Consider the following 26,504-nt stretch of genomic DNA (forward strand, 5'->3'; position numbering starts at 1 on the left):
TGCATGCTGCCCTTTGCAGGGCAGCCAGGCCCGCCTTGCGGGCGCGTTTCCTTGTCGGTGGCCATGTCCATCTGTGGTGACCCGCCTCGAACCTATCGCCATCGCTGGACCCTGCCTTAGCCCCGTTGCTGATGAGCGCAAGGGCCGCGCAAGCGCTGTTCCCCCTTGCGCTCGCACCGTGGCACGGCCGTTTCCGCTCTACGGCGAAGGTCCTCAGCGAAGCATGGTCACCCACACGCAGGAGCATGACATGGTCACCGGAAATCAACCGCAACCGCAAAAGCCGGCTCAGGAGCCTAGCAAAGCATGTGTCTCGAAGCGTAAGCCGACGCTGCGAGAGCGCTATTCCGAGATCCGGGAGCTACTGATTCTTGCCGACAAGGTACTGGCTGATGTTGAGACCGATGGCCTCGATCTGAACAACCTAGGGCGACTGCAGGCAATTCACGGGTTGATCCAGATGGAGAACGCAGAGCCTCCGATGTTCCGTTGATCTGCACGAATCCCCAGCCGAGTAATCGTACCGCCCATTCCCTTTCATTCCTGGAGACACATCATGAAGAAGTTGAATTTGATCCTGATGCTGCTGGTGGCCGTTGGTATGCAGGCTGGTTGTGCGAACCAGGTCATCCCGACCAACCAGGCCGCTGCCGGCATCGACGCCCCAACCAATCGCATCTCGCAGGCGGATCTGCAGGCTGAGATCCGCGCCCAGAACGAGCGTGAGCTCGCCGCTCGCGCCGCACGCAGGAGCAAGAATCCATGACTCGGATGCGACTTCACAGAGCCGTATCGGCGATCCCTGTCGTGCTGGCCGTTCTTGCTCTGAGTGGCTGTTCAACGGGGTACTATTCTCTGCAGGGGAGAGCCTATCTGCCCACCCTCCCGGTCGGAAATGGACGCATACAGACCGACGTGCACGTGTACGCTACCCCGAGCGGGGTGACTGTAAGCCCGAACGTACGATACGAAACGCCACCAAGACGATGGAGCTACCCGTGACCAGCAGCAAGCGCGGCCTACGCGACGCTCTCGGAAACACCGAAGCCTACCAGGGCAGTCTGCCCTTCTGGCCCGATCACACCCGCGGCGTGCCATGGGTTGCCCTGCGCTCCGCGCTGTTTGCTCCCGTGCGGTCCGGTACCCGCCGTTCGATGCAGCGCGAAAAGCTGGCTAGCGTCTCTACCTATGAAATCCGCTTTACGGGCATCCAGCTCGATCAAGCCGATCTCGACGTGTACGAGCAGGTGCTGCACCTGGCCAGAGCAATCCCCTTGGGACGCGCGGTGGAATTCAAGACTCGGCAGATGCTCGCTGAGCTTGGGCGATCCCAGGGCGGTAAAGACCGGGAGTGGCTGTTGAAATCCCTTGCCAGGATGCAGGCCTGCGCGATCGAGTTCCGGTTAAGTGAGGGTGGTCCGGCCGTATACATCGGATCTCTCATCTTGCGGCAGGGGCGCGTAGAGAGCGAGAAGGAAGCTGCCACCGGATCGGGGATGCATTACCTGATCCTGGACGAGAAGCTGGCCAGTCTCTACTCCAGCGGCTTTTCTACGCAGAACTGGGCGAACCGGCTGAAGCTCGGCAAGAACCAGCTGGCCAAGTGGCTGTTCGGCTTCGCATCCGACCTTAGCCGGCCGCTGACATTCAAGGTCGAATCGCTGATGCAAATGTCCAACAGCAATTACAAGCGCGTGAGGGACTTCAAGGCGGCGTTGGAAGACGCAGCGGCCGCTAATCGCGCCGCTGGTGTCAACCTGTTCCTGGTGTTTGACCGCAAGGGGAACGTGCGGATGGAACGCCGCGAAACATTTGGCCCCGCCCCACTCCCGCCGACGGCACGATAGTCATTTTTCCGGCAGCAAAAGCGCGACTGCAGTCCCCGTGGGTGGGGACAGTGGTCGCGCTTTTTTACTTTTTGCATCCATTGGGGGATGACGGTCGCGGGGGATAGCGGTCGCGTTCTGTGGGTGCGTAGCAGTATCAGTAGCTTAGGTATTTTCCGTGGGATAGCGGTCGCTCCTGTTACCCACAAAGTTACGCACAGATGCGGAAGAAGTCTCTCCTTTTTCCGAAGAACGTCGGTTGTTTGACGCTCGCGTCGCGCTTCGCGCGGGGGACTCCGCTCGCGCTTTTCTGCCTGGTGCGGGATAGCGGTCGCGTCTTACGGGGGGTTGCGGTCGCGCCCGCTTGGGACTGCGGTCGCGCGAATTCCACTGAAACGCTTGCGCTGCAAGCGTTTCCAGCTCACCCATAGCTTTTTCCCAGGCTTCTCTTTCCACATCGTTCCAGGCTTCGATCATTTCAGCTGAACCGGACCCGCCTACCCTCCTACGCGCCGCCTATCGGCGGCTTCCCTGTAGTCGCCCCTCCGCTTCGCTACGGCCTTTGCGCGGGCGTCCTGCCCGCACAGAAGCTAGAAGGTGTCGGCTCTCGCCGACAGCGATGCTTGTAGAAGCCCACCCGTCGCTGTCCCTACAGCAACGGCCTAAGCGGCCCGCAGGCTTCGCCTGCGCCCTCGCGCTACGCGCGCCCCTTGCGGGCGCTAAGGCCCGGACAAATCGCGCCGGCACAAAACGCCGCCGCTCAGCCGGGTTTGTGTGCAAACCGTTGCCAACCACCCCGGTCAGTACCTAACCAGGTAAGCAGGAAGGGGGTCGCCCTCCCCTCCCGTGTTCCCTGTTCGATTCGTGCCCTCATTAACTCTTGACAGCATGATTGCATGCGGGCAAAGTGGCATTGGGGACGCACCTTGATGCAAGGAGTTTGTGATGGGCCTCTGGCTCTTTTACAGCGACGATTCGCCTGATGACATTGAAGCAGCCTGTAAGGCAGCAGAAGCGGTGTTGAACACGCAGGGTTTCACTGCCGAACAAGCCCAGAATGCCGCACTCGCGGCAGCTGACCTGACAGACGAGACGGGGTTGACCACACCCAACTCAGATGCAGTTAGTGCCTGGTTCAATGCTGAGGACGCCGCATTGCAGTGCATTTTTCAACTTACCGGCGAGTGGCCTCATCAGGCATCGCTGGTCTACACCGACGAGGAAGAGACTGATGGCATCGCCTAAGAAACCGGCTAAAGCGAAGGCGACGATGAAGCAACTGCCTATTCGCCTGACGCCGGCTAACTGGCAAAAGATGCAGCTGGCCAAGCTGCAGACCAACTCGGCATCGATGCAGGCCATCTCTTTGGAGGCCTACGACCTGTGGCTGAAGAAGAACAAGCTTGATCCCCTCGACCCGCAAGGAGAAGCCGAATGATTACCATCGTCATGGCCAACCGCAAAGGCGGCGTTGGGAAATCCACCTTGTCTGTCCACTTGGCATGGTTCATTGCCTATGTAATGAAGAAGCGGGTGCTGTTTGTGGACCTGGACGACCAGGCCAACTCCAGCGCCACGCTGATCGCGCATGCAACCGGCATCAAGTCGACGGCGTTGTTCCAACAGGGTGACCTGCCGGCCCTTGAAGCGACGGAGGGCAACATCTCGCTGCTGCAGGCAGATCCGGGATTGAAGAAGTTCTTCGAGGGCGACTTGATGATGGTCGGCGAGTTCGCGGACAAGATCGAGACCCTGTCCGAAGGCTTCGATTTCTGCATCATCGATACGTCTCCGGCCTGGAATCGCACCCACGAAGCCGCACTGTTCGCTGCCGACTATTTTGCTACGCCGGTTGATATGGAGAGCTACGCCATCCAGGGTTTGAACGAGTTCCTGGACAACACCCGTCGCGTCATCACGTTCAAGAAGAACAGCGGCCGCGGGCTGGAGTTCATTGGAATCGTACCCAACCGCGTCAACAACACCAGCCCGGCGCACAAGGAAAAGCTTGAACACTTGCGCGAAGCGTACAAGGGCCTCGTCACTTCCAAGTACATCGGTAATCGCACCAGCATTGGTGAAGCGATCGATGAGCAGATCCCTGTGTGGAAGGTCGAGAAATCTGCGGCCCGGGAAGCTGGCAAGGAAATGAAGCTCGTGTTTGCCGAGCTCTTGCAGCGCGTCGCGACCCGTGAGCGAGCCAAGGTGGCAGCATGAGCAAGCCACAGAAGAAGAAGTCCGGCTTTGCCGCCACCTTGGCGGCAATGGGGGAGCGGGGCCTGAAGGGCTTCGGCGCTGACAGCGCCGACAGCTTCGAGGCCGTGGTCGCCGCTGTTGATGAGCCGAACGGCAGGACTTACGTTCAGGCGATCGACGTGAACCTGATCGACCCTTCCCCTCATCAGAACCGGGAAATTGATTGGGATCACGTCGCCTCGCTCGCGATGAGCATCGAAGCCGAAGGACTCGGCGATCCAATTCGCCTCCGTCCGAATGCTGAGGTCCCCGGTCGGTATCTGCTTATTGCTGGCGAACATCGCTGGCGAGCCCATGTGAAGCTCGGCCGCGGAACTGTCGATTCACTGGTGCTCAGCAATGTGACCGATGAGGACAGCGCGAAGGCTACGCTGATCGAGAATCTGCTGCACAAGGAGTTGACCCCCCTGCAGACTGCTGAGGGCCTGCGCACGCTGATCGATCTGCACAAGCTGAGCTATCAGCAGGTCGCGACGTCTTTGGGTAAGAGCAAGACCTGGGTGACCAGCCACATGGGCATGCTCAAGCTCCCGCCTGAAATCCAAGACGCCGTGCGCGAGGGCAAGTTGCGGGACTACACGGTCATCGCTGGCATCAACAAGCTCTTGGAGCAGTATCCCGACCAGGTTCTTGACGCCTTGGCCAGCGCCACCAGCGATGCACCTCTTTCCCGCGCGGAACTGAGCCGGATTGAACGCGCAGCCAGTGAATCTGCAGCGGCTGCCACCTTGGTACAGGAGACCTCCCTCCCTCAATCAGGTGACGCCGGGGCGGGTCCCGCGACTACAGTCCCCCATGCTGCCGGGGTGGGCGCCGAAGGTGATTCGGGCGCGCGCAAAGATTCCGACGGTGTCGGCGACTCGGCCCTGCGATCGGACTCGGGCTCCAATCTGGTGCCGTCCCCGGATGCAAATAGCGACGCCGGGAACAGTGCACCCGCCGGGGCTTCCGGGAGGGGCGGAAGCCCCGCTGTGCAGCCCAGCCGCAAGCAAAAGGCATCTACCACCCTGCGCGTGGTGGTTGGCCTGGACGGCAGCGAAGGCCCTCTCGGCTTGTTGGTCATGGACGACCAGGGACAGCACGAGGGCCACGTTTCTGTGGAAATGCCCATGGGCGAAATCTCGTCCTTCCCGTTGGCCGATCTAAGGATTCTTGGATTCAGCCGCGACTGATAGGACCGGCATTCGCACTCGGATCGGGCGGCCACTGGCCGCCCTTTTTGTTGCCTATCAGCGAGCCAAGAAGACGTTTGTTCCCCTTGTGCTGGCAACTCATGCGCGCGCCTGCTATCCCCCCCTACCCCCCCCACTCGGTCCGCATGCGGACCGATCAACGGATGCTCCGCCTGTTTGTGGCCAGCTTGTGGCCTCCGGCTTGGGCAGGCCGAGGCGATGCCGACGGTGACTCCCGCGCCCCGGGCCAGCCCTGGCTGCTCGAAGGACAACTTCCTTGCCGGTCGGTTCCCCGGGGTCGTCCAGGGCCGCGCCGAGGGCGTGATCCCCTCGGCCTCTGCCAAACCGCTTTTCCCTCGGCGCCGCCGGATTCTCACCGGCGGCGAGCCCGTTTTCAGCGACGGGCTTTTCGGGTTGCGCCTGGATGCCCAGGCGGGGCCTTCGGCCCGCGCGCGCGGAGGGTCCGCCCCTGCCAACGCGTCCCCCGGAGCAACCGAGCAGCCGGCTATGCCGGGCGGTCCGCATGCGGACCGATTGCAGAAGCAATTAAGCTAGGGCAGGATAGCCATGCGGCGGTGATAATATATATTCTGGATTGTGAGAGCCCTGAAATGGCCATAAAAGAGCCGGAGAGCGTTGAAAAGGCCCTGTTGTTGAAGGTGCCTTCTGATTTGCACTCTCGATGGAAGGCGTTCGCCAAGAGCCGCGGGCTAAGCCTGAAAGCCCTACAGGTGCTGCTGATGCGGCAAATACTCGGTGAGCAAGGCGACGTTGGTTTGCAGGAGAGAACCGAAGAAGCTGGGAGCGGCAAGCGCCCTAGCCTCTCGATCAGGCTTTATCTGGAAGAGATCGCGGCCGTTAAGAAGGCAGCGGCAGTCGAGGGGCATTCCATTTCTGGATGGCTGGCGGCTTTGGTGCGCGCACGTCTATCGGCGGCGCCTGTCCACACGCACCAGGAAGTTGCAGCGCTTCAGCAAGCCCAACTCCAGCTCATGGCTCTCGGCCGCAATCTCAACACTGCCGTTCGCCGGTTGAATCAAGAAGAAAAGTGGATGTCGCAGGTAAAGCTCATGGAAGCCGTGTCGCAGCAGGTCAGGGCAGTAGAACGGGAAATCCAAGCCATCAAGAAGGCTGGACTGCGCCGGGGTGAATTCTGATGACACGGCCGAAGATGGAAGACCTGGGAATCGTCATCGACGTGCCAAAGCGTGGCAGACGCGGCATGTCGGAGGATCGTTCCGATCTTTCTGGCAGTGGAGGCAAGGCCGGTCGGAGCAGGGGGGATAGCAATCGCGCTTCGCGGACGAAGTCAGACGCCTCTGGGGGCGGACTTGCCAAACTCACGCGCATTGCCGAAGGCCATCCAGAAGTGATGGTGAAGGTGTCGAGTTGCTCGCGCGGTCGCGAACAGCTTGGTGAACACCTGAACTACATCACACGAAACGGAAAGCTCATCGCTGAAACGCCTCATGGCGAGGTTTCCGGGCGCAAAGAGGTGTCAACCGTTGCGCAGGCTTGGTGGGACAGCAACGGTGAGGCAGTCGGTCAGCGGCGTCAGGCCGCCGCGGAGGTCCTCAAGCTCTCCACTGTCGTTCGTAGCGACGTGGAGCGCGCGGCCTTGTTGTCCGAAGTGCGGGCAGAGATCACCTCAATGGCGCGCGGCTACCACCTGGCAGAGCGCTGGCAGCTCAAGGAGGTTGCTTCCCCTGACCCGAGAAAGCAGGTTCTTTCGCTGAGGCTGCCTTTGGGCACGGAGTTGGAGGGGTTCAAGGAAGCGTTGGCCCGAGGGGTAGCCAATACGCTGGGGGCGCTTCATGCGCATCGCATAGATGAGTTCCAAGTCGGTTCCAAGGAATCCGTCAATCTGGTGCTGTCGATGCCGCCGGAAACCGACAGAGACAAATTTGTTGTCGGTGCAAAACGGTTCGCGGAGAGGGCGTTTGGAGACAATCATGATTACCTGCTAGTCGAGCATCGAGACACGGATCATCCGCACGTCCATGTGTCGGTTCGCTCACTCGGGTACGACGGCACGCGGCTTTCGCACAAGAAGGATGATCTGCGACTCTGGCGAGAGGACCTGGCTCAGCAACTGCGAGGGCAGGGCCTGCTTGCCGAGGCATCGCCTCGGCGCACGCGGGGGGTCGTCCAGAAGGCGATGACTCAACCTGTGTTCCACCTGGATGCCCGTAAAAGCTCGACGGCGCAGCGCGATAAGGTGCGGGACGCGGTGCGGAGCATTGCTGGCCAGATTCAGCAGGGGCAGCACCCTTGGGAGGCTGAAAGCTTGAAGCGTCAGCGGCAAATCCGGGGCTCTTGGGCTCGTTTGGCAGACCAGCTGGAGCGCGAAGGCGGGGAGGAGGGGGGGATAGCGGTCGCTATTCGGACATTCCTTGCGGATCTGCCCCCGGTCGAAACCGAACGCCAGAGGCTACGCAGAGCCGTACAGGATGAGTTGGCCAACCGTACTGCTGGAGCCAGCAGACCAAGAATCGCCCGCGATGAGCCGGACGCATAGAGCAATCAAACATCTATTTAGACGGAGGTTTTATGGCTGATTTGTTCCCGATCGACTTCGATCTCGCGGAGGAAATTGCGGCGGAGAAAGCAATGGATGAGTGGGGTCGCGACTTCCGGGCGGAGCTTGCACGCCGGGGGCGCGGGGGGGATGAGTCGCGTCCTCTAGGCGACTGCTTTGCCTCGGTAGCTGAGGGGGGATGACTGTGGCTATGCCCGCAGCCCGCACGTCTCGTTCAATCTGAGGGCAGGGCACTTCCAGGGCCCCTACAATTCCCACCTGCAATTACTCGGATACACAATTCATGGAGCGGAGCTCCCCCAACACCCTCTATTCCATTCAAGCACTGCGCGCTTTAGCTGCAGCTTGGGTAGTCATCTACCATCAGATCAACGCGGAACGTGTGTATGGCGCAGGTGTATCGGTGCTCGGAGGCCTGGCTCACTTCGGCTTTGCGGGCGTCGACCTGTTCTTCGTCATTTCTGGCTTCATCATGGCCACGGTGACGAGCGGGCGTTTTGGGAAACCGACTGCTGCAGCCGACTTCCTCGGCAAACGCGTCATTCGGATCTACCCGCTCTATTGGATCTGCACTGCTGCCATCCTCGCAGTCCTGGCTGTTCGGCCGTCTGCGTTGGACCCGGCGTTGGCTGAGAAAAGCGTGATGGAATCTCTGCTTCTCCTGCCCGTACAGGGAGGGCCTCTGCTTGTGGTCGGCTGGACCTTGACCTACGAGCTCTATTTCTATGTCCTGACAGCTATCGCCCTTGCAGCAGCATCGCAGCGGACGGTGCCTTGGTTGCTCGGCGCTTGGGCAGTCGGCCTTGCACTCGCGCAACTGCTTCCGGCGCAATCACCTTGGGCCATCCTGGTGACAAGTCCTCTGGCCTTTGAGTTCATTGCCGGCGCCTTAGCTGGCCTGTACTGGCGCAGACTCACTGTGGCGGCAGCATGGGGAATGTTGGCTGTGGGCATTACGTGGCTTCTAGGCGCCTGCGCCCTGCTCATCGATATGCCCAATCATGGTGAGTCTCCCGGCACCAGGACGCTTGCGTTCGGGCCCGCAGCTGCTTTGATTGTGGCTGGTCTGGCTCGGCTTGAACTGGCCGACAAGATTCGAGTGCCGCGAGTCGCTGTGCTATTGGGGGACGCATCTTACTCACTGTATCTGACCCATCTATTTGTGCTTTCCATCTGCGGACGTCTCGCAGCCAGCTTCGCTATGACGGGCTCTGCTTTGGGGAATTGGGCCTTTTTCATCATGAGCTTCATTGCCACCTGCTGTGTGGCGATGATCGTCCATCGTCTGATTGAACGGCCAATGCTGCGCTTAGGGCATGGAGCGTGGCGTAGGTTGCAGGGGAAGCCTAAGCGGCTTGGCCAGCCACTAACCAGCAATGATTGAGGGCTGAGTGTTGGGGCACGTCGCGGCAGGCGGGCGTTAGAGATTGCCCGCGCTGTCGGCGGCGTCGGTCGATGATTTGGCGGCCGGCGCAAGACAGATTCAGCGTGAGGGTAGGGTGGCTGGGCCGGAAGCTTCGCCGGCACCGGCACCGGCACCGGCACCGGCACCAGCTGCAGGGCGCACGTCGTGGCGAGGGTGGGCGTTAGAGATTGCCCGCGCCGGCTGCAGCGGCAAATGGCGCCCAGGGCGTTTGTGCGGCCGCTGGCGCTTCCCGAAGGCGACGGGGGTAGGGTAGATGCCAAGCCAGACGGAGTCTCCCTGCAGGCCCACTGCAGCGGGCCTGCAGGGCGGGGCGTTAGAGATTGCCCGCGCCGCCTGCAGCGGCGAATGATGCCCAGGGCGCGTGTGCGGTCGCTGGCGCCTCCCGAAGGCGACGGGGGTAGGGTAGATGCCAAGCCAGACGGAGTCTCCCTGCAGGCCCACTGCAGCGGGCCTGCAGGGCGGGGCGTTAGAGATTGCCCGCGCCGCCTGCAGCGGCGAATGATGCCCAGGGCGCGTGTGCGGTCGCTGGCGCCTCCCGAAGGCGACGGGGGTAGGGTAGATGCCAAGCCAGACGGAGTCTCCCTGCAGGTCCACTGCAGCGGGCACGTCGCGGCAGGCGGGGCGTTAGAGATTGCCCGCGCTGTCGGCGGCGCCGGTCGATGACCTGGCGGCCGGCGCAAGACAGATTCAGCGTGAGGGTAGGGTGGCTGGGCCGGAAGCTTCGCCGGCACCGGCCTCAGCTGCAGGGCGCACGTCGCGGCGAGGGTAGGCGTTAGAGATTGCCCGCGCCGCCTGCAGCGGCGAATGATGCCCAGGGCGCGTGTGCGGTCGCTGGCGCTTCCCGAAGGCGACGGGGGTAGGGTAGATGCCAGCCAGACGGAGTCTCCCTGCAGGCCCACTGCAGCGGGCACGTCGCGGCAGGCGGGGCGTTAGAGATTGCCCGCGCTGTCGGCGGCGCCGGTCGATGACCTGGCGGCCGGCGCAAGACAGATTCAGCGTGAGGATAGGGTGGCTGGGCCGGAAGCTTCGCCGGCACCGGCCTCAGCTGCAGGGGCACGTCGTGGGAAGCGCGGCGTTAGAGATTACCCGCGCTGTGGGCGGCGCCGCTCGATGACCTGGAGGCCGGTGCAAGACAGATTCAGCGTTGCAGGAGTTCGGTCATCGTGAGCACCGCTCACCCATGCCATAAATGACGAAGCCCGGGGGTGCCGGGCTTCGTTATCGCCGTGCCTATCGTTCCAACTCTGCAGTCTTGGGCTTCTCACTGCTATCGCGGATCACAACCGGCTTGTAGTCCGTTCCAGCTTCTAGTCCGGCTGCAACGCGCTTGCTGTATGCCTCCAAGAACTTCTGGCCCACCTGCGCCTCTGCCTGCTCTGCCACGCGAGCTGCCTGGGCCATCTGGGCGAAAGCATTGACCAACTCAGGCCGGATGGCCGCATCAGCACGCCGATCCTCTCGGAACGAATGAGCGAGTTTGGCGCCGTAGTTCTCGCTCAATTCGCGACTTCTATTGGTTTCCGTAGGATTCTGGAATTCGTAGGACTCCCGCGCTGGCTCAGAACGGCGCATGGTGTAGTGTGCTCGCTCGACAGATTCGGTGACACGATCCATCTCTGCATTCGGGGCGCCGCGCTTCTGCATGCTCTCAACCACGGCGTCCCACGTCTCCACTAGGTTGACCCGCTCGTACTCCGACAGCTGCCCCCGCGCTCTGTCGAAAGTTTCGCTCGCGGTCAGCTGACCTGGCTCGGGCTTCCTGTCGAGGATAGGATCGCTCAGGCGGTTGTAGACAACGATCCGATCTGCAGCGCCGGCATACTCGATCCGTCGAAGTGTTTCCGATGCGTCAGCGAAATTGCGCCCATGCTCGCCCGCCGAAACGTAGGTTCCCGGGTGCCCGGAACTGACCTGCTTTTCGTAGTTTAGAGCTGCACGCGCATAGCTTATTTGGTCGTTGACCGCGGCCGCGTGGACTTCAACGTGGTACCCGGCCGCTTTGAGCGACTTGGCCAGGTGCAACGATTCGCTGGTGTCGTGCTGGGCCGCCTCGATGACCAGGTTGCGCTTGCTTTCAAGCGCCTGGTGGTGAATCTCGCGCGAGAGCAGCTTCACATCTTCACGTGTAACGGCATCAATGTTTCCCTGATCCCGCTTCAACTCGTCGTAGTACGGCAGCAGCTGGCGCACAGTCTCCTTGTTGGCAGACACGTAACCGCCCTGCTGATTGAGGTTATACCCAACCTCAGAAATTAGCGCGTGGCGGCCGGCGCCTTCCTGTCCCAGAAGCAGGACTGCAGTCGGCTTGTCCGATCGCTCGCTGGTGTAGATCTCCAGCTCGGCATAGGCAGTCGCAATGGTGTGGATCTCATTGGGCGATAGGCGCGACTTAGCCATTGGAACTCTCCAGGATGCTTTCAATCTGCTGGGTGTCCGTTGGCTTCAGCGAGCGCCTGAGTGCGGAGGTTTCCAGGTAGGCCACGCGGGCAGCGTGGATGGTTGCCTCGGGCTTGCCGGCCTCCCTCAATTCCAGGTACGACCGGAACCGGACGCCGGCCAGGTCATCGAGTCGATCGCGGGCGAGATCGAAGTCGATGTTGTGTGCAATGTGAGTGTTGTTTGTCATCTGAGGTTGTCCGTTTAGCGTTCGGCGGATGCTTCTTTCTGCTGGGACTTCTTTTCCATCTGCGTCGCAATTTGGATCGCGCTCAGTGGACGCCCGGCCTCAAGCTCTTTGGCGATGTTATGAACTTGGCGAGAGACGAAAGCCTCACGCTGTGCCTCGGGCAAGCTGTCCTGCGCATATCGTTTGAGCACGCTCAGCTGGGCATATGCAGCAGTGAGTTGCGGATGTTGCTTTGCCGCTGTGCTCCAGGTTTCAGGTTGCTGGTTGGAACGGAAGGCCTGGGCAGCTCGCTGAGGCGCATCCTTGTCCGGTATCGCCACATCGCTTGCTGCAGACGGCGGCACTATTGGCTGAGGAATCCCAGGTGCGGAGGACTTCTGGCCATCCACCGCCTGGCCCGCTGCCTTATCCGGCACGGCTACCGCCTGCGGTTTGACCGCCGCGTCCTCGCGGTCCGCTTCGATTCGTGTCGCGGACCAGGCATTGCGATGGCTGGTGATCCATTCCTTGCCGACAACAGCACCCGTTTCATCCCTCTTATTGGCCAGCACTTGCGTGGGTTGGCGGCCGAGGTAAACCAGCTCAGCACGTTGGCCGTTCTGCACTTCGCCTTTCGCCATTGCTCGTTCAAGATCGATGCCCCAGACCACCTTCTCGCCAGCATCAGTCTGCAGACGGACGTAGTAGTTGAGCGATTCGTCTTTGTCGAAATTGAACTTGGCGGCACCATGGCTAAGCACCAGGCCCACGGTACCTTTGCGGGCATTCTCTTCCGGGCTGGGCTTCTCTTGCGATGGCTCATTCGGAGAGTGCATCGCTTCCCTGGAGAAGGTGGCCTTTCCGCTGCGTTGCGTGGAGGCGTGGTCCTTCTGTTCAAGCTGCTCTACCGAATTGCTGAGGCGAGCGTCATGCTTCTCTGCAAGCTTCAGGAGATCGACCTCGGTAGGCTTGTACCCTCGAACCTGAATGCCCCGAAGAGCCGCCTCCATCCAAACTGCGCGGCGGAATTCCGGGGTGCCAGCAACCTTGATGGAATCCCACCCCTTCGATTCAGCCAACTTCACCATCGACACAGCTACGTAAGGATCGGAGTCAGCCGTGCGCAACTTTGAGCCAGCTTCAAGAATTGCAAGCTTGTTGTCGTTGTCGCGGCGGTAATACTTGTTGTCGACGTGATAGAAAGCTGCATCGAGCTCCTCCTGCAGTGCTTTTCGCGACGCCTCACGCGCCTCTAATTCTTCATCGACAGCGGGCTCACCAGCATGCTCTGCGTCATCCTTGTCAACGACGTTCTGCGCTTCTTCGTCCTGGTCGACGCCAGTGTGACCTGCAGACTCCTTGCTGCCAGATGGTTGCAGCACTGGTTGGCGCATGCCGGCGACATCGTCCCCGAGCTCAATGTTGAGCGTGTGCCCTTTGTCGACGGTCTGGCCGTAGCCATCGGGGTCCAACTGGGAATTCACCCACTCGGTAGGCATGTCCACGTACTGCAACTCAGCCCCGGGGCGGTAGTTCTCGGCATACGCTCTGTCAGTGGAGTACCACGCATCGCCATCAAAACGCCCTGGGGTGGCGCTGCCGTGATAGAGACGGGTCATCCCGGGCGCAGGCTGATCGACCTCACTCGCTCGCGACGTTTCCTCGCCGGCGTCTTCGCGTAGATCGTTGCCAGACTGTCTGGCAATGATCTCTTTCGCTCGTTCATTCTGGGTGTCGTCCCGGAAATCAACATTCGTTTCTTCCGCGACAGGCTCAGCCTGCGGTGTAGTTGAATACACCTGCGCGGCCGCATTCTCAGGGCTGTCCTTGTACTGGGCGGCCAATTGCGGCGAGATGCCTTGCGCATAGTGAAGCTGTTTGCCCTTGAGCAATCCCTTGCTTTCGGTCGAGTAGTGCGTACTACGGGCGTTCGTGTCGCCGAGGGCGGCGCCGACCTGATCGGCGGTCAGATCCTTGAGTCGGGCCAGCTGCTTGGTCCCGGAGCGGAAAATAAGCGTGTAGCTGACCTTCTCGCCGTCGACCGCGCGCGACCACGAAACAGAGGTTGCGGCCTTGCCATCGATTTCCGTCAGGCCAGTGGCCGGCGCGGCTATTTGGTTGGTTTCAATACTCATGGTCATTCACCTTGCTTGTGCGCTGCGGGCAGCCAGCTGCGTTTCTCGGAGTTGGATTGCAGGCAACTTGATGCCGCTATCCAGGTCTTGCGCGATGTTGTTTCGGATGCGTTCCGTAAAGGTGGCAGCGTCCTGCGGGCGGAGCACGGAGCTGGCCCATTTTTCGGCGCTGGCCAACAGAACGAATGCTTTGCCGAGCTCCGGGTAGGTGGCTGCGGTACGCTTGCGCTCCTCCTGAGACTTCGCCTCGATGAAGGCTTGGGCCTCGGGAGAGCGGTGAGCCGCAGTGGCGTTACCGCGAGCCTCTGCGCGCTGCAGGCCCTCAGCCAACTCAGCGTTGGTGGGGTTGTACCCGAATACCTGAATCCCGCGCGCCATGGCTTCGATGAAAACCGCCTGTCGGAATACGGTGCTGCCGCGAGTTTTGATGGCCGTCCAACCGCTCCGTGCAGCCAGATCCAGCATCGCGGCTACAGTTGCGCCGTCATCGAAATTCGACTCGATGCGTTGTCCCTCCGCGCGATACTGGACGCTGCTCTTGTCGACCGAGCCGTCAGGTCGATAGTGGTGTTGGTACAGCGGCTTCGCCACAGGCGTAGCGACGCTCGACCCGAGGCCCTCAATGGCATTTGCGAATGGTTCCGGTGGGGAGTTGATTTGGGGGCGTTCGCCAAGCTCAACCTCTGCTTGTTTGGCGAGCGTTGCGCCGGCAACGCCCTGCAGTGCTCGCAGGGCAGAGCCATCGCCTGCCAAAGCAGACTTGATCCAAGATTCCACGCGCAGAAATGGGGTGGCCAACTGCGGATTGCTGGCCAGCGATTTATCCAGCTCGGCTTGGGAGTGCGAGAGAAAGCTCCGTTTGTTGAGGAGCTCCTGGTCTGCGCCCATTCCGAGAATCGATCGCTGGAGCTGTTTATGGTGCAGGTTGACTTGGGCAGCGGCGATCGTCAGCTGTTCCCTGGTCATTTGTGCAAGCAGGGCACGGTCGCCCTCCTGCACCCCATCAATGGGGTAGGGCATGCCGGTCATGATGATCTCTCTGACAGAGCATGGCCCGCCAGGAGGGCGGGCCATGCGGGAAGGAAACTAGCGTTCCTGGCCGTCCTTGCTGGTGGCCTTCGTAGGTTCCTGCCTGATCTTCACTTCCGGCAAGGGTTCGCCGCGGTGCAGGGCCAGTGCGATCCGATCGTTCATCGCGCTGCGGAACTGCGCCTGCGCCTTGTCGCCCTGCAGGGTTTCAGCATGCTTGTCGGTGGCCGCCCGAACAGCGAATGCTTCCTTGAGCTCCGGGAACTTCTTCGCGGCCGCAGTCATCAGCTTCTTTTCGGTAGCCGCCAAGAAGGCCTGGACCTTCGGATTCTCCTTCGCCTCGCGCCGGTCTGCGCGATTCTTGAGGATTTCCATGTCCTTGGCAGTCGGGGTGTAGCCTTTCACCCCAATGTTCCGATCCGTGGCTTCAATGTATGCACGGCTCTGGAAGGCAGCGTCGCCGGTGATGGCGATTTCCTGGAAGCCCCGTGCTTCAGCCATCTGGACCATGGAACGGATGGTAAAGGCGGAGACGGGACGGTAAGCGTGCATTCGACTTCCGCGATCAACCACTTCGATCTTGTCCGGCCTTGCAGCGGACCGCATCACGCGGCCGTCCAGGTGGTAGTACGGAGCAACGCTCGCCGGGATGATGAAGCTCGGCTTCTCTGAAGCCTGAGCGTCGGTACGGCGGATCTCGTTCAAGGCGAGTTGCGGCCTGCGCGGCGCGCTGGCGGTTCTTTGTTCGGTCACGGGAAACCCCTATAGAGTTAGTTTTTGTTCATTTGCCGATAGACCGTATCGGCAAGCGCCTCTATCTGATCCTCATCCAGATCCCCATCAGGTATCTCGACCTGCGAGAAATCTACGTTGAAGTCCGATAGTGGCAACGAGTCTATATTGTCAAGGTCCGCCAGTTCAACATTGCGCATCGGCCGTTTGTCGGACGGGCGATCCAGCTTGATTTGCTGGGGCAGGGGGACAGGGGCTGGCTCATTGGACAGCTCGCCGCTGAACTGCGCGTGGTCCAGTTGCTGCTTATTCGGCTTGCGGCGAATCGGTCCGATCCCTGCCTTGCTCAGCAGCTGGTTGTACCAGGTGTTGTCGAGGGCAGCGAGAGACGGGGCAACGCTCTTCAAGCGATCAAGGAACGTGTGGTCATCGTAGTAGAAGAGCTTTTGGCACTTCACCGGGGGCTGGCCACGAATCAGCAGAATCATGGCTTTGGTGCCCATGGTGGTGAGCTCTTGGGCCATCAGCAGGGCTCGGCCTTGTTGGCTCTCGCTTTGCGATCCGCCTCCCTTGCCCAAGAGCAACGGCTTCGACTTGGACCATTTTGTTACCGTCTCCGTTCCAAGTTCTTTGGACAGTGCTTCGGCGGTTTCATAGTCCGCAGGCTCAAACATCATCCTGCAGGTGTGGTTCTGGAAGAAGCCCAAGGCGCCGGCTCTCCCGTAAAGCGCTTCCACTTGGGAGGGCGATTGGAAAATGGGCATCAGGCGGATGTTGTAGCCGCGGATGTAGGCGATGCTGCCGAGCAGGGTCGGCATCTTGCCCATAGCCACGAACTCATCCATAAGCAACAACAGTTGGTGCTTCAGGGCGGGATTGTGCTCAGGCAGCTCACGCGTGTGCAGATCGAGGACCTGTTGGAAGAACAGGGACAAGAGGGGGCGCATCCGATCAAGATTGTCGGGCGTGACACCGAGATAGATGGTGATCCGCTCCTTCCGCAGTGCCTGCAGATCGAAATCGTTGGCCGAGGTCGCCGCATCGATGTTCGGATTCATGAACAGTTCGAGCCGCGAGGTGAAGGTCTTGCGAATTGACTCGCGAGTCTTGTCTGGTGCCTTGAGGTAGTCCCTGAGCGAAAGCTCGCATTCGGTGGAGTAGGGCTTACCGCTCTTGGCCCGGCTGTCGAGTTGCGCAAGCAGCTTGTCGTCGTCCAGGCCGTAAACCTCACGCGTGACCTGGCCCATGGTGCGCAAGCGGCCTTCAGTCTCGAACAGGTAGAGCGTGATGCCAAGGAAGAGGCCTCGGCAGCCACCGCTCCAGATGGGGTCAGTGCCGTCCACGTCCGGATAGATCTTTTCGCCGATCTTCTGAATGTCGTCGACGCGGTCTGCGTGAGCCTCCCGGACATACCCGAGAGGGTTCCAGCGATGGGTCCGGCGATCGGAGGAGCCGGGGTCGAACAAAAACACCTGGTGGCCACAGGATTCGCGGAACTTCGAGGTCAGGCGGAAGTTCTCCTTCTTCACGTCCAGGACAATGGCCGAGTGATCCCAGGTCAACAGAACGGGAATCACAGCACCTACACCCTTGCCGGCGCCCGTTGGGGCGGCAAGCATCACGTGGTGCTGGCCGGGGCTGGTCAGGTATTCCCCGTGGGCCTTTCCCATGACCAGGCCGTCTCCACTATTCAAGCCCATCTTGGAAATCTCGGCCTTCGACGCGAAGCGCGCTTCACCGTGGAGCTTGCGCTGCTTGGGAACCATGACCAACAAAGGGAAAGCGATGCTCACCAAGCCGGAGGCGGCCAGGGAGAGCACGGCGATGGTCACAACCTTGCGCTGCTGGTAGTACGCGATGAGGTACTCAATGATCGTGAACGTCTCGGCCTTAAATGGGGCGTCACCCTTGAACAGAATCGCTACGAAAATTTTCGAGGCCAGGGCAATCCAGATGAACAACATCGCTGCGCCGCCGGCGCAGATGATGGGCCACTTAACCCACGAGGGAATGCTTGCTTTCTGGGTCATAGTAGATTCCTGTGATTCGGCGTTTTCCTGCTACTTTCCCGACGTGAACGACCACATCGACCGTGTTCCTTACTACCTTGGCGAGAAGCGCATCGCTCATGCCTCGCGCCGGCTCGGCTCTGCGCATCAGCGTCTCTATGCGGGAGAACGCGTCGCGCTCGCTATTTGCGTGTACCGAGGTGATCGAACCGGGATGGCCCGTGTTCGCGGCCTCGATGAAGTAGTACGCGGCTTCGTCGCGAATCTCCGCCAGCAGAATACGATCCGGCTTCATGCGCATCGTCGCTTCGATGAGATCCATGGCGGTGAGCTTTGAGGCGCTGGTGCCGCCTTTGGAGTAGAACAGCCGCACATGGTTGGGCTGTTTCTGAATCGTGAGCTCAGGTGTGTCTTCAACCGTGATAAGGCGCTCCTGCTCAGGAATCAGGTTGACCAGCGTCTTCATGAAACTGGTCTTGCCAGAGCCAGTTGCTCCCGAAACCACAATTGTCTGCCGCGTCTGCACGGCCATCTGCAAGAACTCGCGATAGTTGCCGCCGTTGAGCAGCTCCAGCATGCGGATCTCATGCTCCAGCAGCTTCCCGTGCGTGACCTTTACCGACTCGAAGAAGCCCTGGTCTTCATACTGATCCATAGTGAAGGATCGCGGCGTCGGCTTGCGAATGGTGAAAGACACGTGGCCTGCGGAAGTTGCCCCGGGAATGACCACTTGAACGCGTTCGCCTGTCGGCAAGGCTGCAGAAAGCAGGGGCGAGGCAACGCTTATGTCTTGGCCCGAGGACGTAGCGCACTGTTTTGCTAGTAGCTGCAGGGTGCCGTAATCCAGCTCGGGCGCCTCATGCACTCGCCAACCCTCGTGGGTTTCGGTCCATATTTGCTTTGGTGCATTGATACAGACCTCCGTCACTTCTGCTGACATGAACGCCCTGACAGGACTCAGGTACAGCTCCAGGGCCGCAAAGCGCGCAGCGGCGCCGGAGGCGCCGCTGCTTTCGCCGTGGGGTAGGGGGTCACTGGTTTGCGAGGCGGAGTCCATAGACACCTCCGAAGTACAGGTCGCGCGCAATGAACACGTTGATGGTGCTGCCTTGAGCGGTTGACTGGGTCGGCGGAATGTTCACCGAGTTCTCCACCGCGATGGCTGCAGCATCCTTAGCTGTCTCGCTGGTGGAGCCGAACTGGAAGTTCTGCGTGTCGCCACCGCGATTGCTGCGCTGCTGCGTCGCATAGGTGAGGCTGTCGTTGACCACGCTCAGTACCATCCCGGCACCGAATCTCTGCCAGAAATGGTTGTTGACCTTGCCGCCAATGCCAGAACGGCCGAGTCCATCGGTACCAGGAGAGTCCAGTTGTACGATCACGTGCTGCGGAGTCTCTGCACGCGTCCAAAGCACGAAAATGCGGCTCATGCCCTGCTTCATCTGACCACCCTGATACTGGCCAATGAGGGTCGTTCCGCGATCGAGCAGGACAACGCGTGAATCAGTGCTGTAGACGGGAAGGCTCAGCGTGCACTTGACCATTCCGGGCAGCTGGCTGTTGATCGCCGTGTCCAGGGAGCATGGCAGGATCGTGCCCTGGCTGATGGTCATTGACGGGTCCGATAGCTGAGCGGCGATGCTCAGCGTGGGGTTCACTGCGCGAAGTGAATCCTCCAGGCTGTTGCGAGTGGACTGCTACTGGTCACCCGCAGCCCCTCCCTGACCGATCCCCCGGGCAGACGCGCGAAGCGCCTCCGCCATCGCTGCATCGAGGTCGCTTCCGTCCGTTGGCAGCTGGCCGGGCAGGGCGCTAACTGCGCCGGCGGCGGGCCTGTCCTGGCCGGCCGTTGGCGCCATGGATGCGCCGAGAGCCGGCGCCAACCTGCGCGCTTTCAGGGCTTCTGCGTACTGCTCCTGGGGAGACATTGCAGGCACGGCGTACTGGCCGGAACTTGTGGTCGTGCCGTCAGCTGGCTGGCCTGCAGCCGACGCATACTGAGCGCCCGTGGCGCCGCTCGCGTCGGCTGTCGCCTGCGGCGCCTGCTGATCGTTAAGCTCGCCGCCTGCAGCTGGGGGCAGCGGCGGCTTCTCGAAGTCGCTCTCGCTCAGCTGCCTCAGTTTCGACTCTGACGTGGCCTTTGTGGCCTCTGCCTTTTCCGTTGCCCTCTCGTCACGAGACTGCTTGGCCTTTTGAAAGGCGACGGTAGCGACAACGCCGAGGATGGCTAGAATCACAGCGCAACCCACCACCAGCTTGACTGCAGCCGGCATCGAGCCTTTGCCACCGGCGTTCAGGCTTGGAATTCCGCGCTTGGGCGAGATCTCCTCGACTTCGCTCACGCCTTCGGTGGGCGCCTGGGCTTCCTTCTTGGCCATCAGCGGTCCCCCCCGAAAGCCATCGTGCTGCTCTCAGGATCGATCCGGTACTCGCTCACCATGAAACCGCGAGGGTTGAGGAGGCGATCTGCCGCGTCCGTCGGCAACCCCTCATAGCTGTAACTGATCGTGGCAATCCACTGGCTCTCCCGCGGCGCCCCCTGCATCTTCACGATCTTGCGGAAGCGCACGGTCGCAACCCCTTCATCCGGGAGCGCGATGCTAAGAATCTTCACTTCCACCCGTCCATGAGTCCCGAACACGTTCAACATGCTTTTGGGGCTGTCCGGGTCCATGGTGGGGAAGTAGCGCACCTGTTCTTCAGGTGTGGACATGAGCCCAACGCGACGGTAGTTCGCAAAGCCCTGAGCGTCGCTGTATTCCTCACGAGCATTCACGTAAGTAGCGAGCCAGAATTTGTGTTCCGATTCCTGCGGCATCGCGGCGGGGTCGTCCCCCTTCTGAATGACGTCCGCATAACCAGTGGACTTGTCCACGCGGATGACGACGGTCTCAATGGTCTTCAGCGGCAGCATTACCGTAATCGACACGATGCAGGCCAGGGCGATCGCGATCGCGATCGCCGCTACCGTCCATGCGACGCGTCTGTTCTTCTCAGAGCTCGATTCACGGTCGATCTCGAACTCTCTCGCCGCCTTCAAGTATTCGTCGTTGTTGGTATCGATCATTGCAGTGTTCCTCAAACGCGCTTGGACGTGCCACGCAGGTAGGCCTGCGACTTGCCAGTGTTGCGGATAGATCCGCCCGAAGACTCCCGATTCCGAATCGCCTTGATTGCGGCGCCGCCCGCGGCAGCGACAGGCCCGCCTGCGGCCGAGATGGCCGAACCCATCATTCTGCGCAGGTGCCCGTCAGCCGCTACGCCGACGCCGCCAGCCAGGCCGGAAGCCCAGGATATGGATTGCACCAGGCAGAGAATTGCGGTGGCGCAGAAGCACAGCAGCTTGATAAAGCTCACCACGATCATGGAGGTTCCAGTCGCGCCACCTTCATTGGTGGCTTCGCCCAGCTGTGTAACGAAGGGACTGAAGAACGCGAACGTGAGGGTCACCGCTGCCGCTATCACGATGAAGAAGACGCCGAAAGTGATGAGCTGTCGCGTCCAAGCTACGAAAAGCTGGGCTGTGGCCTTGAACATCGCCAGGATGATGAACAGCGGTCCGATGGCCAGCATGATGTTCAGACCCATGTTCGCGCATAGAACCAAGGCGCCGCCGAACGCGCACACCAGGCCGACGAATGTCCAGATCGCAATAGCGATGATCGCGTAGCCAACCGCCGCTGGAATATCGAGCCCGGCATTCATGTTCCATGCCGCCTGCCCGGCCTTCAGCCCAGCCCCCAACGCGCCATCGAGCATCTGCGCTGTACTGTTGGTGTCCGACATGGAGAACTCCTTGCTCATGCCCTCTTGGGCAAGCTCAGAGCCAATCGCGCCAGGGACTTGGCTGAAGAAGTCGATGACGTATTCGTTGTAGACGCCGGCGGAAGTAGCAAAGGTAAAGATGAGGGTCATCTTGAAGAGGCGCTCCAAGCCCTCACTGACCGGGGTATGGACTTTCCCGCTGAGAATTCCGAAGCCGTAGAGCATCACGTAGATGCCCATCATGGGAATCCCGGCTGCAGCCGCAATGGTCGCCATTTTTGCCGACCCGTTGCTGGCGAAGTTGTTCATGGCAGCGAGCGCGTCCTCAAAGAGGAACTGAAACACCATTGGGTTGTTGACTGCAGCCGAGATCATGGGTCACTCCGTGGGCTTCTTGGCAGCGCCGCGCCGTTCGAGTTCGCGCTGATTGGATGTGCGAATGGCATCGCTCATCGCTTCATCCATCAGCAGCTTGTGCGCCTCGAACGCGCGTTCGCATGCGGGATACTGCTGGTGAAGCTCGGCCATCGAGGGCGCGCTAGTGGATCTGCACGCGTTCAGGGTTGCTTCGCGCAGCTCCGGGACTTTCCGGTATTCCTCGACAGTGTGCTTTGCCGTGCGGAGATCCTCATCCGCCGAGCCCGGGCCGGCGCAGCCGGTAAGGATTGCGCCGGCGAGAATGGCCGATGCCACCAAGGCACGCGTGCCGCCCGCAATCGGCCATGCGCTGCGGCCGGCCTTCATGCCAGTGTCACGCGCGGTCACAGCGTGAACCTCTCGCTGAGCACCTTGCGACGCTGCAGCTGCAGTTCCTGTTCCTTCTGCTGCATCAGAAGCCCGTTCATGGCCTGCGCGCGGATGGCCTCATTCTGCAGCATGACCTGTTCGGCTTGGATTCGCGCCTGCAGGTCCTGGATGGCCTTGTCGTCCGTAGCGGTGCCAATGCTGTTGACCAGGCGCTGCAGATTGGTGAACCGCTCGTTGGCGTTGGCGAACACCTGCGCACTTGCGGCCATGCCGGCGTCAGCGTTCTTGCCTCGCTTGTCAACCATGTCCCCGTAGGCGGAGTTGATGGACCCCAGGTCCTGCTTGCTCAACAGCTGGGCCTGCTTCGCGATCTCGGACGACAGCTTATTGAGTTCGGGGTTGTTGCGGGTTGCCTCCGTGACGATTCGCTCCATTCCCCGGGTGCCCGTCATGGCCGCGGTCTGGGCGACAGCTTCCCTCGACTGCTTCTGGGCTTCGGCCAGCTGGTTGTTGAGCTTCTTCATCTGCTGGATCATCTGCTGAACCTGCATGATGTTCTGCGCGAAGTTCGACGGATCGAACACCGTCATCGCCTGTGCAGATCCGACTGCTGCCATGCTTGCGGCCAGCAGGATTCCAGCTGCCGTGCTCTTTGCTCTGTTCATCATTCCTTCCTCAGTTGATGGAATACCGGCAGCCACTTCTGCGGATCATTACCAGCCTTCGCGATCGCGCGACGACAGGCATCGACCGAGGCCGTGGTGCCGGACAGCACGGCCAATTCATCATCAAACCCTGCCAGGTTGAGCTCGCACACTGCGCTGGTCATGCCCTGTTTGACCAGGAAGCCACGCAGCTTCGCGATTGGCATGTCGTACTTCACGCACTCGAATTCGCGCTGGGTCAGCTTGAAACCACCGATATAGTCAGCCTCCTCTGCCATAGGTGCAGGCAGGAAGATCTTGGTGACGCATTGCTCTATCAACGAGTGTGCGATCCGGGACTTCAAGACGTCCTTGGGGCTCTGCGTGCCGAGTAGGCCCAGGCCGTTGCGCTTTCGGATGGTCTTGACCACATCGTTCGCTTTCTTTTCAGCATCAATGTCGTCAAGCATTTTCCAGAATTCATCCATGTTCATGATGAAGGGCTGGCCCTGGATCATGTCTTCCATGCGATGGAACAGGTACATGATGATCGGCGATCGCACTTGCCCATCATCCAGCACCTCGGTCATATCAAAACCGAAGTACCTGTTGCCCTCGGTACTGAGCGTGTCGGTGGCGCAATCCAGAGCCCAGCCCAGCGACTCGCCGGCACACCACTTCTTCAGGCGCACGTTGACGCCGTCCACGGTCTCCGGGAAGAAGGACCGCAGTGTTTCAAACCGCTTCATGGCCATGCGCGGCATGTTCATCACTGCGGTGACGGCTTGCGTGATTTGATATTCGACGTCGGCCGTGAGGGTCTCTCCAGCGCGACGGACCAGCGACTGGACCAGGTTGTCAACGAACAGCACGTTTCGGGGCGTTGGTGGAAGCATCAGCGGGTTGAAGCCCGTGTCCTCACCCTTGCGGATCACGCTGTAGACGCCGCCCATACCCCGAATGAAATTCTCCTGGCCGTAGTCCTTGTCGAAGGTGAAAACGGTCGGAGAGTACTTCTCGGCCATAGCGACGAGGAACGTCTGGACGACCGTCTTGCCAGCGCCCGTGGGACCTACCAGCAGGGTATTGCCCGCCACCCGTTCGTCATCCGATTCCTTACCGTCCTCGCGCTTCCCCTTGATCGGAAGATGGAAGTTGAAGAAGTAGGGCGTCCCTGAAGTCGTTTTGAGCAGTGCCAGGGCAGGGCCCCACTGGTTCCGGTCGGCCTTGCCTTGAGGAAAGTTGTGCATGGCCATCAGCCCTGCCGCATTCCTGGAAGAGATAAGACCTGTCCTGGGGCGCCACTTAAAATTGCCCGGCAGCTGAGCCCAGTAGGCGGCTTCATTCGTAACGTCCTCGCGGGCCACGATGAAGCCAGAATTGGTGAGCGCGCTGCGCAGCTTCGCTACTCTCTTTGCAAGCTCCTCGTCGTTGGGGGCCTTGACCATGACACTGAGGTGATGGTCACCATACGTGATGCGGCCTGACGCGAGATCGTCCATGGCGTCGTCCAGCTCCTCTACCTGGCTCCGGGCCGCGTCTCCAGCATTGCGGAGCTTGCGCTGCTGAGACTTCATCATTTCAAGCGACTTCTGCCTTTCAAAGAAAGACATGCTTTGAGTCGTGACGATCTCGAACGGCAGGGCCATCAGCTCGTTCAGGTCCCCGGCCACCGTTGTCTCCGGATACTCATTGACGCCCAGGATGGCGAATAGCTGGGTATCAGTAGCTCCGCGCAGCTGCCCCGTGTCCACGCCGAAGGTGGGGCGGGCGATGGGGAGAATCGCCGACAGGCGGCGCCTTGGGACCGGCACCGGTGTCCATTCGCCATTGAGGAGGAATGACAGGAACTCTGCAGGAGCGCTGTGCGGCCGGTCAGGGGACAGGCCTATGTTCGCAACGCGACGATCGTAGAACCCAAGCCTCTTGGGGTTGTAGTCTGACAGCGCGGCGGTAACGGTCTGCGCAAGTTCATCCAGAGCGGCCGAGCGCTCGTTGAGCTCTTTGTCGACCTCCGCTTGGGTGCGCTTGGGGCTGCGGAACAGGCTGGCCAACTTTGGTTCACCACGCAGAATAAGGGTCAGGTAATGGTCGTTGACCATCATCGTCTCCTTGCTCATTACTTCGCGGTAGTGCTGGTTCAGATCGTGCGCGAAGCCCGGCGGAAATTCGCCGCCAGGATACATCGCCTGCTTGCGCCGAATTGTGGTCCTCCACAGTGCAACCTGCGGATCTGCGATGTTCTTGAAGAGGTTGTTGAGCTGGTCATGCCACAACTGAAGGTCTTCGACGTTGGCCGTCTGATGCGACAGGCCATCGACCTTGATAATCGTGAGCATGTCACCCGCACTGGTGCGTATATTGTGCGGCGTCACATGGATGGTGTAGGGCACCATCTCTTCTACGCTCTTTTCCTCCTGGAGCAAGGCGTTCAATGCGCGAATCATGGCTTGCTCCGCTTACGTGTGGGGTGGGTGGAGTAGGAACTTCCGCCCCAGCGCCTACGAGTCTGACCCCGCCACTTGGTCTGCAGGGCAAGCAGGTAGTAGCGGAAGAATCTCGGATCTTTTGCCGACATTGCGCGGGCAATTCCGTAGAGCGCGAGGCCTGAAGCGAAGACGGTCACGTTCTTGGTGAACATGAACAACGCCATTTCAAATGTCACGATGAAGGCGAACACGTCGACAGTGATGCCGAAGACTGTCGAGGGCCGCGTCAGGGCAGCAAAAAGCGGGTCTTCTCGAAGACCCGCTCCGGCCTCGGAACCGTTGTCCCTCTGGCTGCTCATGCTTATCGGCTTCCGTTAGCGGAAGTATTCGACGATGACGGCCGCGCTGAACACGATGCCGCAACCCAGGGCAGCGAAGCCGAAGGTTTTCAGCTCGACGCGGCCAGCTGCCGTCATCAGGCCGATGCCAATGATAATTGCGCCGGCCGCGTACTGTGCCCATTCGAGGAACAGATCGAAGCCCTTCTTGCCATTCTCGGCAACCTTGGCCTTGGCGTCGGCAAACGCGGGGTCCGGGTACAGCATCAGTACGGCCAGAACAGCGGCCATGATGATGATCGGAGCGTAGGCCTTCAGAAGGGCCCCCAGCTTCAGCAGCGTCGGCTGCGGCAATGCAGAGCTTGCAGCGATGTTCATGGTGTTCATTTTCCTTGGCGGAGATAGATGGGCGGCAGCTGGCCACAGCGCTTCAGGGCACCAACAAGGGTGTCCAGGCTGCGGTACTTCCGGAGGGCCTGGTTGCGCACCGAGAACAGGGGCGCAAACCCCTCCTGCTCGATGCTCACGCGCCGCAGCTTTACAACCTTGCTGTCGACTCGTTCATACGGCCGATAGGCGTAATCGGCGCGATGGTCTGCCAGCACGGCCAGCGAAAAGCTGTCGTCCTGGTGGCAGGTGATGACGAGTTGGCGGATCGCTTTCTGCTGCAGCAGCTGCGTCAGCTCAGCCTCATAGATGCGGTTGTGCTCGCGAAGTTTTCCCGCTACGGCGTACATCTTGAGCGGCTTGATTGCTGCTGCTGCCATTTTTCTGTCCCCGAAGGCGATTGCAAAGAACACCAAAGCGTCAACTCATTGACGCATCTTTTCGGAAAAAGTGTTCACTATTTCG

At 60.6% G+C, this 26,504-nt stretch carries 27 protein-coding genes; 10 read left to right on the plus strand and 17 right to left on the minus strand.

Translation table 11 applies throughout. The features are described from left to right. Window positions 1-250: 250 nt before the first annotated feature. From J3A72_RS02520 to J3A72_RS02565, 10 genes are all read left to right on the plus strand, one after another. Complete coding sequence (locus J3A72_RS02520; protein ID WP_141097890.1) at window positions 251-493, plus strand: hypothetical protein; 243 nt, start codon at window positions 251-253, stop codon at window positions 491-493. Between the two features lie 63 nt (window positions 494-556). Continuing rightward, the gene (locus tag J3A72_RS02525) at window positions 557-766 is read left to right on the plus strand and encodes a hypothetical protein (protein ID WP_049427396.1); all 210 of its coding nucleotides are present in this window, start codon (window positions 557-559) and stop codon (window positions 764-766) included. A gap of 232 nt (window positions 767-998) precedes the next feature. Then, a complete protein-coding gene (gene trfA / locus J3A72_RS02530; protein ID WP_049396808.1) occupies window positions 999-1,847 on the plus strand; it encodes a plasmid replication initiator TrfA in 849 nt (282 codons plus the stop codon). A 924-nt stretch (window positions 1,848-2,771) separates the two neighbouring features. Beyond that, window positions 2,772-3,071, plus strand: a complete 300-nt coding sequence (locus J3A72_RS02535; protein WP_005421439.1) for a hypothetical protein — start codon at window positions 2,772-2,774, stop codon at window positions 3,069-3,071. Beyond that, the gene (locus J3A72_RS02540; protein WP_005421437.1) at window positions 3,058-3,264 is read left to right on the plus strand and encodes a hypothetical protein; all 207 of its coding nucleotides are present in this window, start codon (window positions 3,058-3,060) and stop codon (window positions 3,262-3,264) included. Before J3A72_RS02535 ends, J3A72_RS02540 begins: the two co-directional genes overlap by 14 nt. Then, entirely contained in the window at window positions 3,261-4,043 is a 783-nt protein-coding gene (locus tag J3A72_RS02545; RefSeq protein WP_049427394.1) for a ParA family protein, read from the plus strand. Before J3A72_RS02540 ends, J3A72_RS02545 begins: the two co-directional genes overlap by 4 nt. Continuing rightward, window positions 4,040-5,254, plus strand: coding sequence for a ParB/RepB/Spo0J family partition protein (locus tag J3A72_RS02550; protein ID WP_209571921.1), 1,215 nt, complete (start codon window positions 4,040-4,042; stop codon window positions 5,252-5,254). The genes J3A72_RS02545 and J3A72_RS02550 overlap by 4 nt, the downstream gene beginning before the upstream one ends. Window positions 5,255-5,865: 611 nt before the next feature. Further along, window positions 5,866-6,411, plus strand: coding sequence for a hypothetical protein (locus tag J3A72_RS02555; protein WP_164076467.1), 546 nt, complete (start codon window positions 5,866-5,868; stop codon window positions 6,409-6,411). A 14-nt stretch (window positions 6,412-6,425) separates the two neighbouring features. Next, window positions 6,426-7,772 carry a relaxase/mobilization nuclease domain-containing protein gene (locus tag J3A72_RS02560; protein WP_164076468.1) on the plus strand — a complete coding sequence of 449 codons (1,347 nt, stop codon included), beginning with the start codon at window positions 6,426-6,428 and terminating at the stop codon, window positions 7,770-7,772. Window positions 7,773-8,076: 304 nt separating this feature from the next. After that, a complete protein-coding gene (locus J3A72_RS02565; protein ID WP_209571923.1) occupies window positions 8,077-9,177 on the plus strand; it encodes an acyltransferase in 1,101 nt (366 codons plus the stop codon). 1,272 nt (window positions 9,178-10,449) lie between these two features. Here J3A72_RS02565 and J3A72_RS02570 read toward each other — a convergent pair. The 17 genes from J3A72_RS02570 to J3A72_RS02650 all read right to left on the minus strand — a co-directional run bounded on the left by J3A72_RS02570 (window position 10,450) and on the right by J3A72_RS02650 (window position 26,452). Beyond that, window positions 10,450-11,616 carry a zeta toxin family protein gene (locus J3A72_RS02570; RefSeq protein ID WP_209571925.1) on the minus strand — a complete coding sequence of 389 codons (1,167 nt, stop codon included), beginning with the start codon at window positions 11,614-11,616 and terminating at the stop codon, window positions 10,450-10,452. Further along, window positions 11,609-11,845 (minus strand): hypothetical protein, encoded by a 237-nt coding sequence (locus J3A72_RS02575; RefSeq protein WP_049396797.1) that lies wholly within the window; start codon window positions 11,843-11,845, stop codon window positions 11,609-11,611. The genes J3A72_RS02570 and J3A72_RS02575 overlap by 8 nt, the downstream gene beginning before the upstream one ends. A gap of 14 nt (window positions 11,846-11,859) precedes the next feature. Then, window positions 11,860-13,959, minus strand: a complete 2,100-nt coding sequence (locus J3A72_RS02580; protein WP_209571926.1) for an LPD7 domain-containing protein — start codon at window positions 13,957-13,959, stop codon at window positions 11,860-11,862. Window positions 13,960-13,965: 6 nt separating this feature from the next. Continuing rightward, a complete protein-coding gene (locus J3A72_RS02585) occupies window positions 13,966-14,988 on the minus strand; it encodes an LPD7 domain-containing protein (RefSeq protein ID WP_209571927.1) in 1,023 nt (340 codons plus the stop codon). 57 nt (window positions 14,989-15,045) lie between these two features. Continuing rightward, complete coding sequence (locus J3A72_RS02590; RefSeq protein ID WP_049428272.1) at window positions 15,046-15,693, minus strand: LPD7 domain-containing protein; 648 nt, start codon at window positions 15,691-15,693, stop codon at window positions 15,046-15,048. A 65-nt stretch (window positions 15,694-15,758) separates the two neighbouring features. Continuing rightward, complete coding sequence (locus J3A72_RS02595; RefSeq protein WP_209571928.1) at window positions 15,759-17,750, minus strand: type IV secretory system conjugative DNA transfer family protein; 1,992 nt, start codon at window positions 17,748-17,750, stop codon at window positions 15,759-15,761. After that, entirely contained in the window at window positions 17,716-18,786 is a 1,071-nt protein-coding gene (virB11, locus tag J3A72_RS02600; RefSeq protein WP_209571929.1) for a P-type DNA transfer ATPase VirB11, read from the minus strand. The genes J3A72_RS02595 and virB11 overlap by 35 nt, the downstream gene beginning before the upstream one ends. Next, window positions 18,761-19,387 carry a type IV secretion system protein VirB10 gene (gene virB10 / locus J3A72_RS02605; RefSeq protein WP_209571930.1) on the minus strand — a complete coding sequence of 209 codons (627 nt, stop codon included), beginning with the start codon at window positions 19,385-19,387 and terminating at the stop codon, window positions 18,761-18,763. The genes virB11 and virB10 overlap by 26 nt, the downstream gene beginning before the upstream one ends. A 39-nt stretch (window positions 19,388-19,426) precedes the next feature. Continuing rightward, entirely contained in the window at window positions 19,427-20,107 is a 681-nt protein-coding gene (locus tag J3A72_RS02610) for a hypothetical protein (protein WP_209571931.1), read from the minus strand. Then, window positions 20,107-20,796 (minus strand): VirB8/TrbF family protein, encoded by a 690-nt coding sequence (locus tag J3A72_RS02615; RefSeq protein WP_209571932.1) that lies wholly within the window; start codon window positions 20,794-20,796, stop codon window positions 20,107-20,109. Before J3A72_RS02615 ends, J3A72_RS02610 begins: the two co-directional genes overlap by 1 nt. A gap of 11 nt (window positions 20,797-20,807) precedes the next feature. Next, window positions 20,808-21,869, minus strand: a complete 1,062-nt coding sequence (locus J3A72_RS02620; protein WP_005421408.1) for a type IV secretion system protein — start codon at window positions 21,867-21,869, stop codon at window positions 20,808-20,810. Between the two features lie 3 nt (window positions 21,870-21,872). Continuing rightward, window positions 21,873-22,259: a hypothetical protein gene (locus tag J3A72_RS02625; protein WP_209571933.1), complete on the minus strand. Its 387-nt coding sequence runs from the start codon at window positions 22,257-22,259 to the stop codon at window positions 21,873-21,875. Continuing rightward, window positions 22,256-22,906, minus strand: coding sequence for a type IV secretion system protein (locus J3A72_RS02630; protein ID WP_164167045.1), 651 nt, complete (start codon window positions 22,904-22,906; stop codon window positions 22,256-22,258). Before J3A72_RS02630 ends, J3A72_RS02625 begins: the two co-directional genes overlap by 4 nt. After that, window positions 22,906-25,332, minus strand: coding sequence for a VirB4 family type IV secretion/conjugal transfer ATPase (locus tag J3A72_RS02635; RefSeq protein ID WP_209571935.1), 2,427 nt, complete (start codon window positions 25,330-25,332; stop codon window positions 22,906-22,908). Before J3A72_RS02635 ends, J3A72_RS02630 begins: the two co-directional genes overlap by 1 nt. Continuing rightward, a complete protein-coding gene (locus tag J3A72_RS02640; RefSeq protein ID WP_049396780.1) occupies window positions 25,329-25,673 on the minus strand; it encodes a VirB3 family type IV secretion system protein in 345 nt (114 codons plus the stop codon). The genes J3A72_RS02635 and J3A72_RS02640 overlap by 4 nt, the downstream gene beginning before the upstream one ends. Window positions 25,674-25,688: 15 nt before the next feature. Further along, entirely contained in the window at window positions 25,689-26,030 is a 342-nt protein-coding gene (locus tag J3A72_RS02645) for a TrbC/VirB2 family protein (protein WP_161801738.1), read from the minus strand. A gap of 5 nt (window positions 26,031-26,035) precedes the next feature. Then, complete coding sequence (locus J3A72_RS02650; RefSeq protein ID WP_141097885.1) at window positions 26,036-26,452, minus strand: hypothetical protein; 417 nt, start codon at window positions 26,450-26,452, stop codon at window positions 26,036-26,038. Between the last annotated feature and the right edge of the window lie 52 nt (window positions 26,453-26,504).

It is taken from the genome of Stenotrophomonas sp. PvP093, from assembly GCF_017876915.1.
GTDB classification, from domain to species: domain Bacteria; phylum Pseudomonadota; class Gammaproteobacteria; order Xanthomonadales; family Xanthomonadaceae; genus Stenotrophomonas; species Stenotrophomonas muris.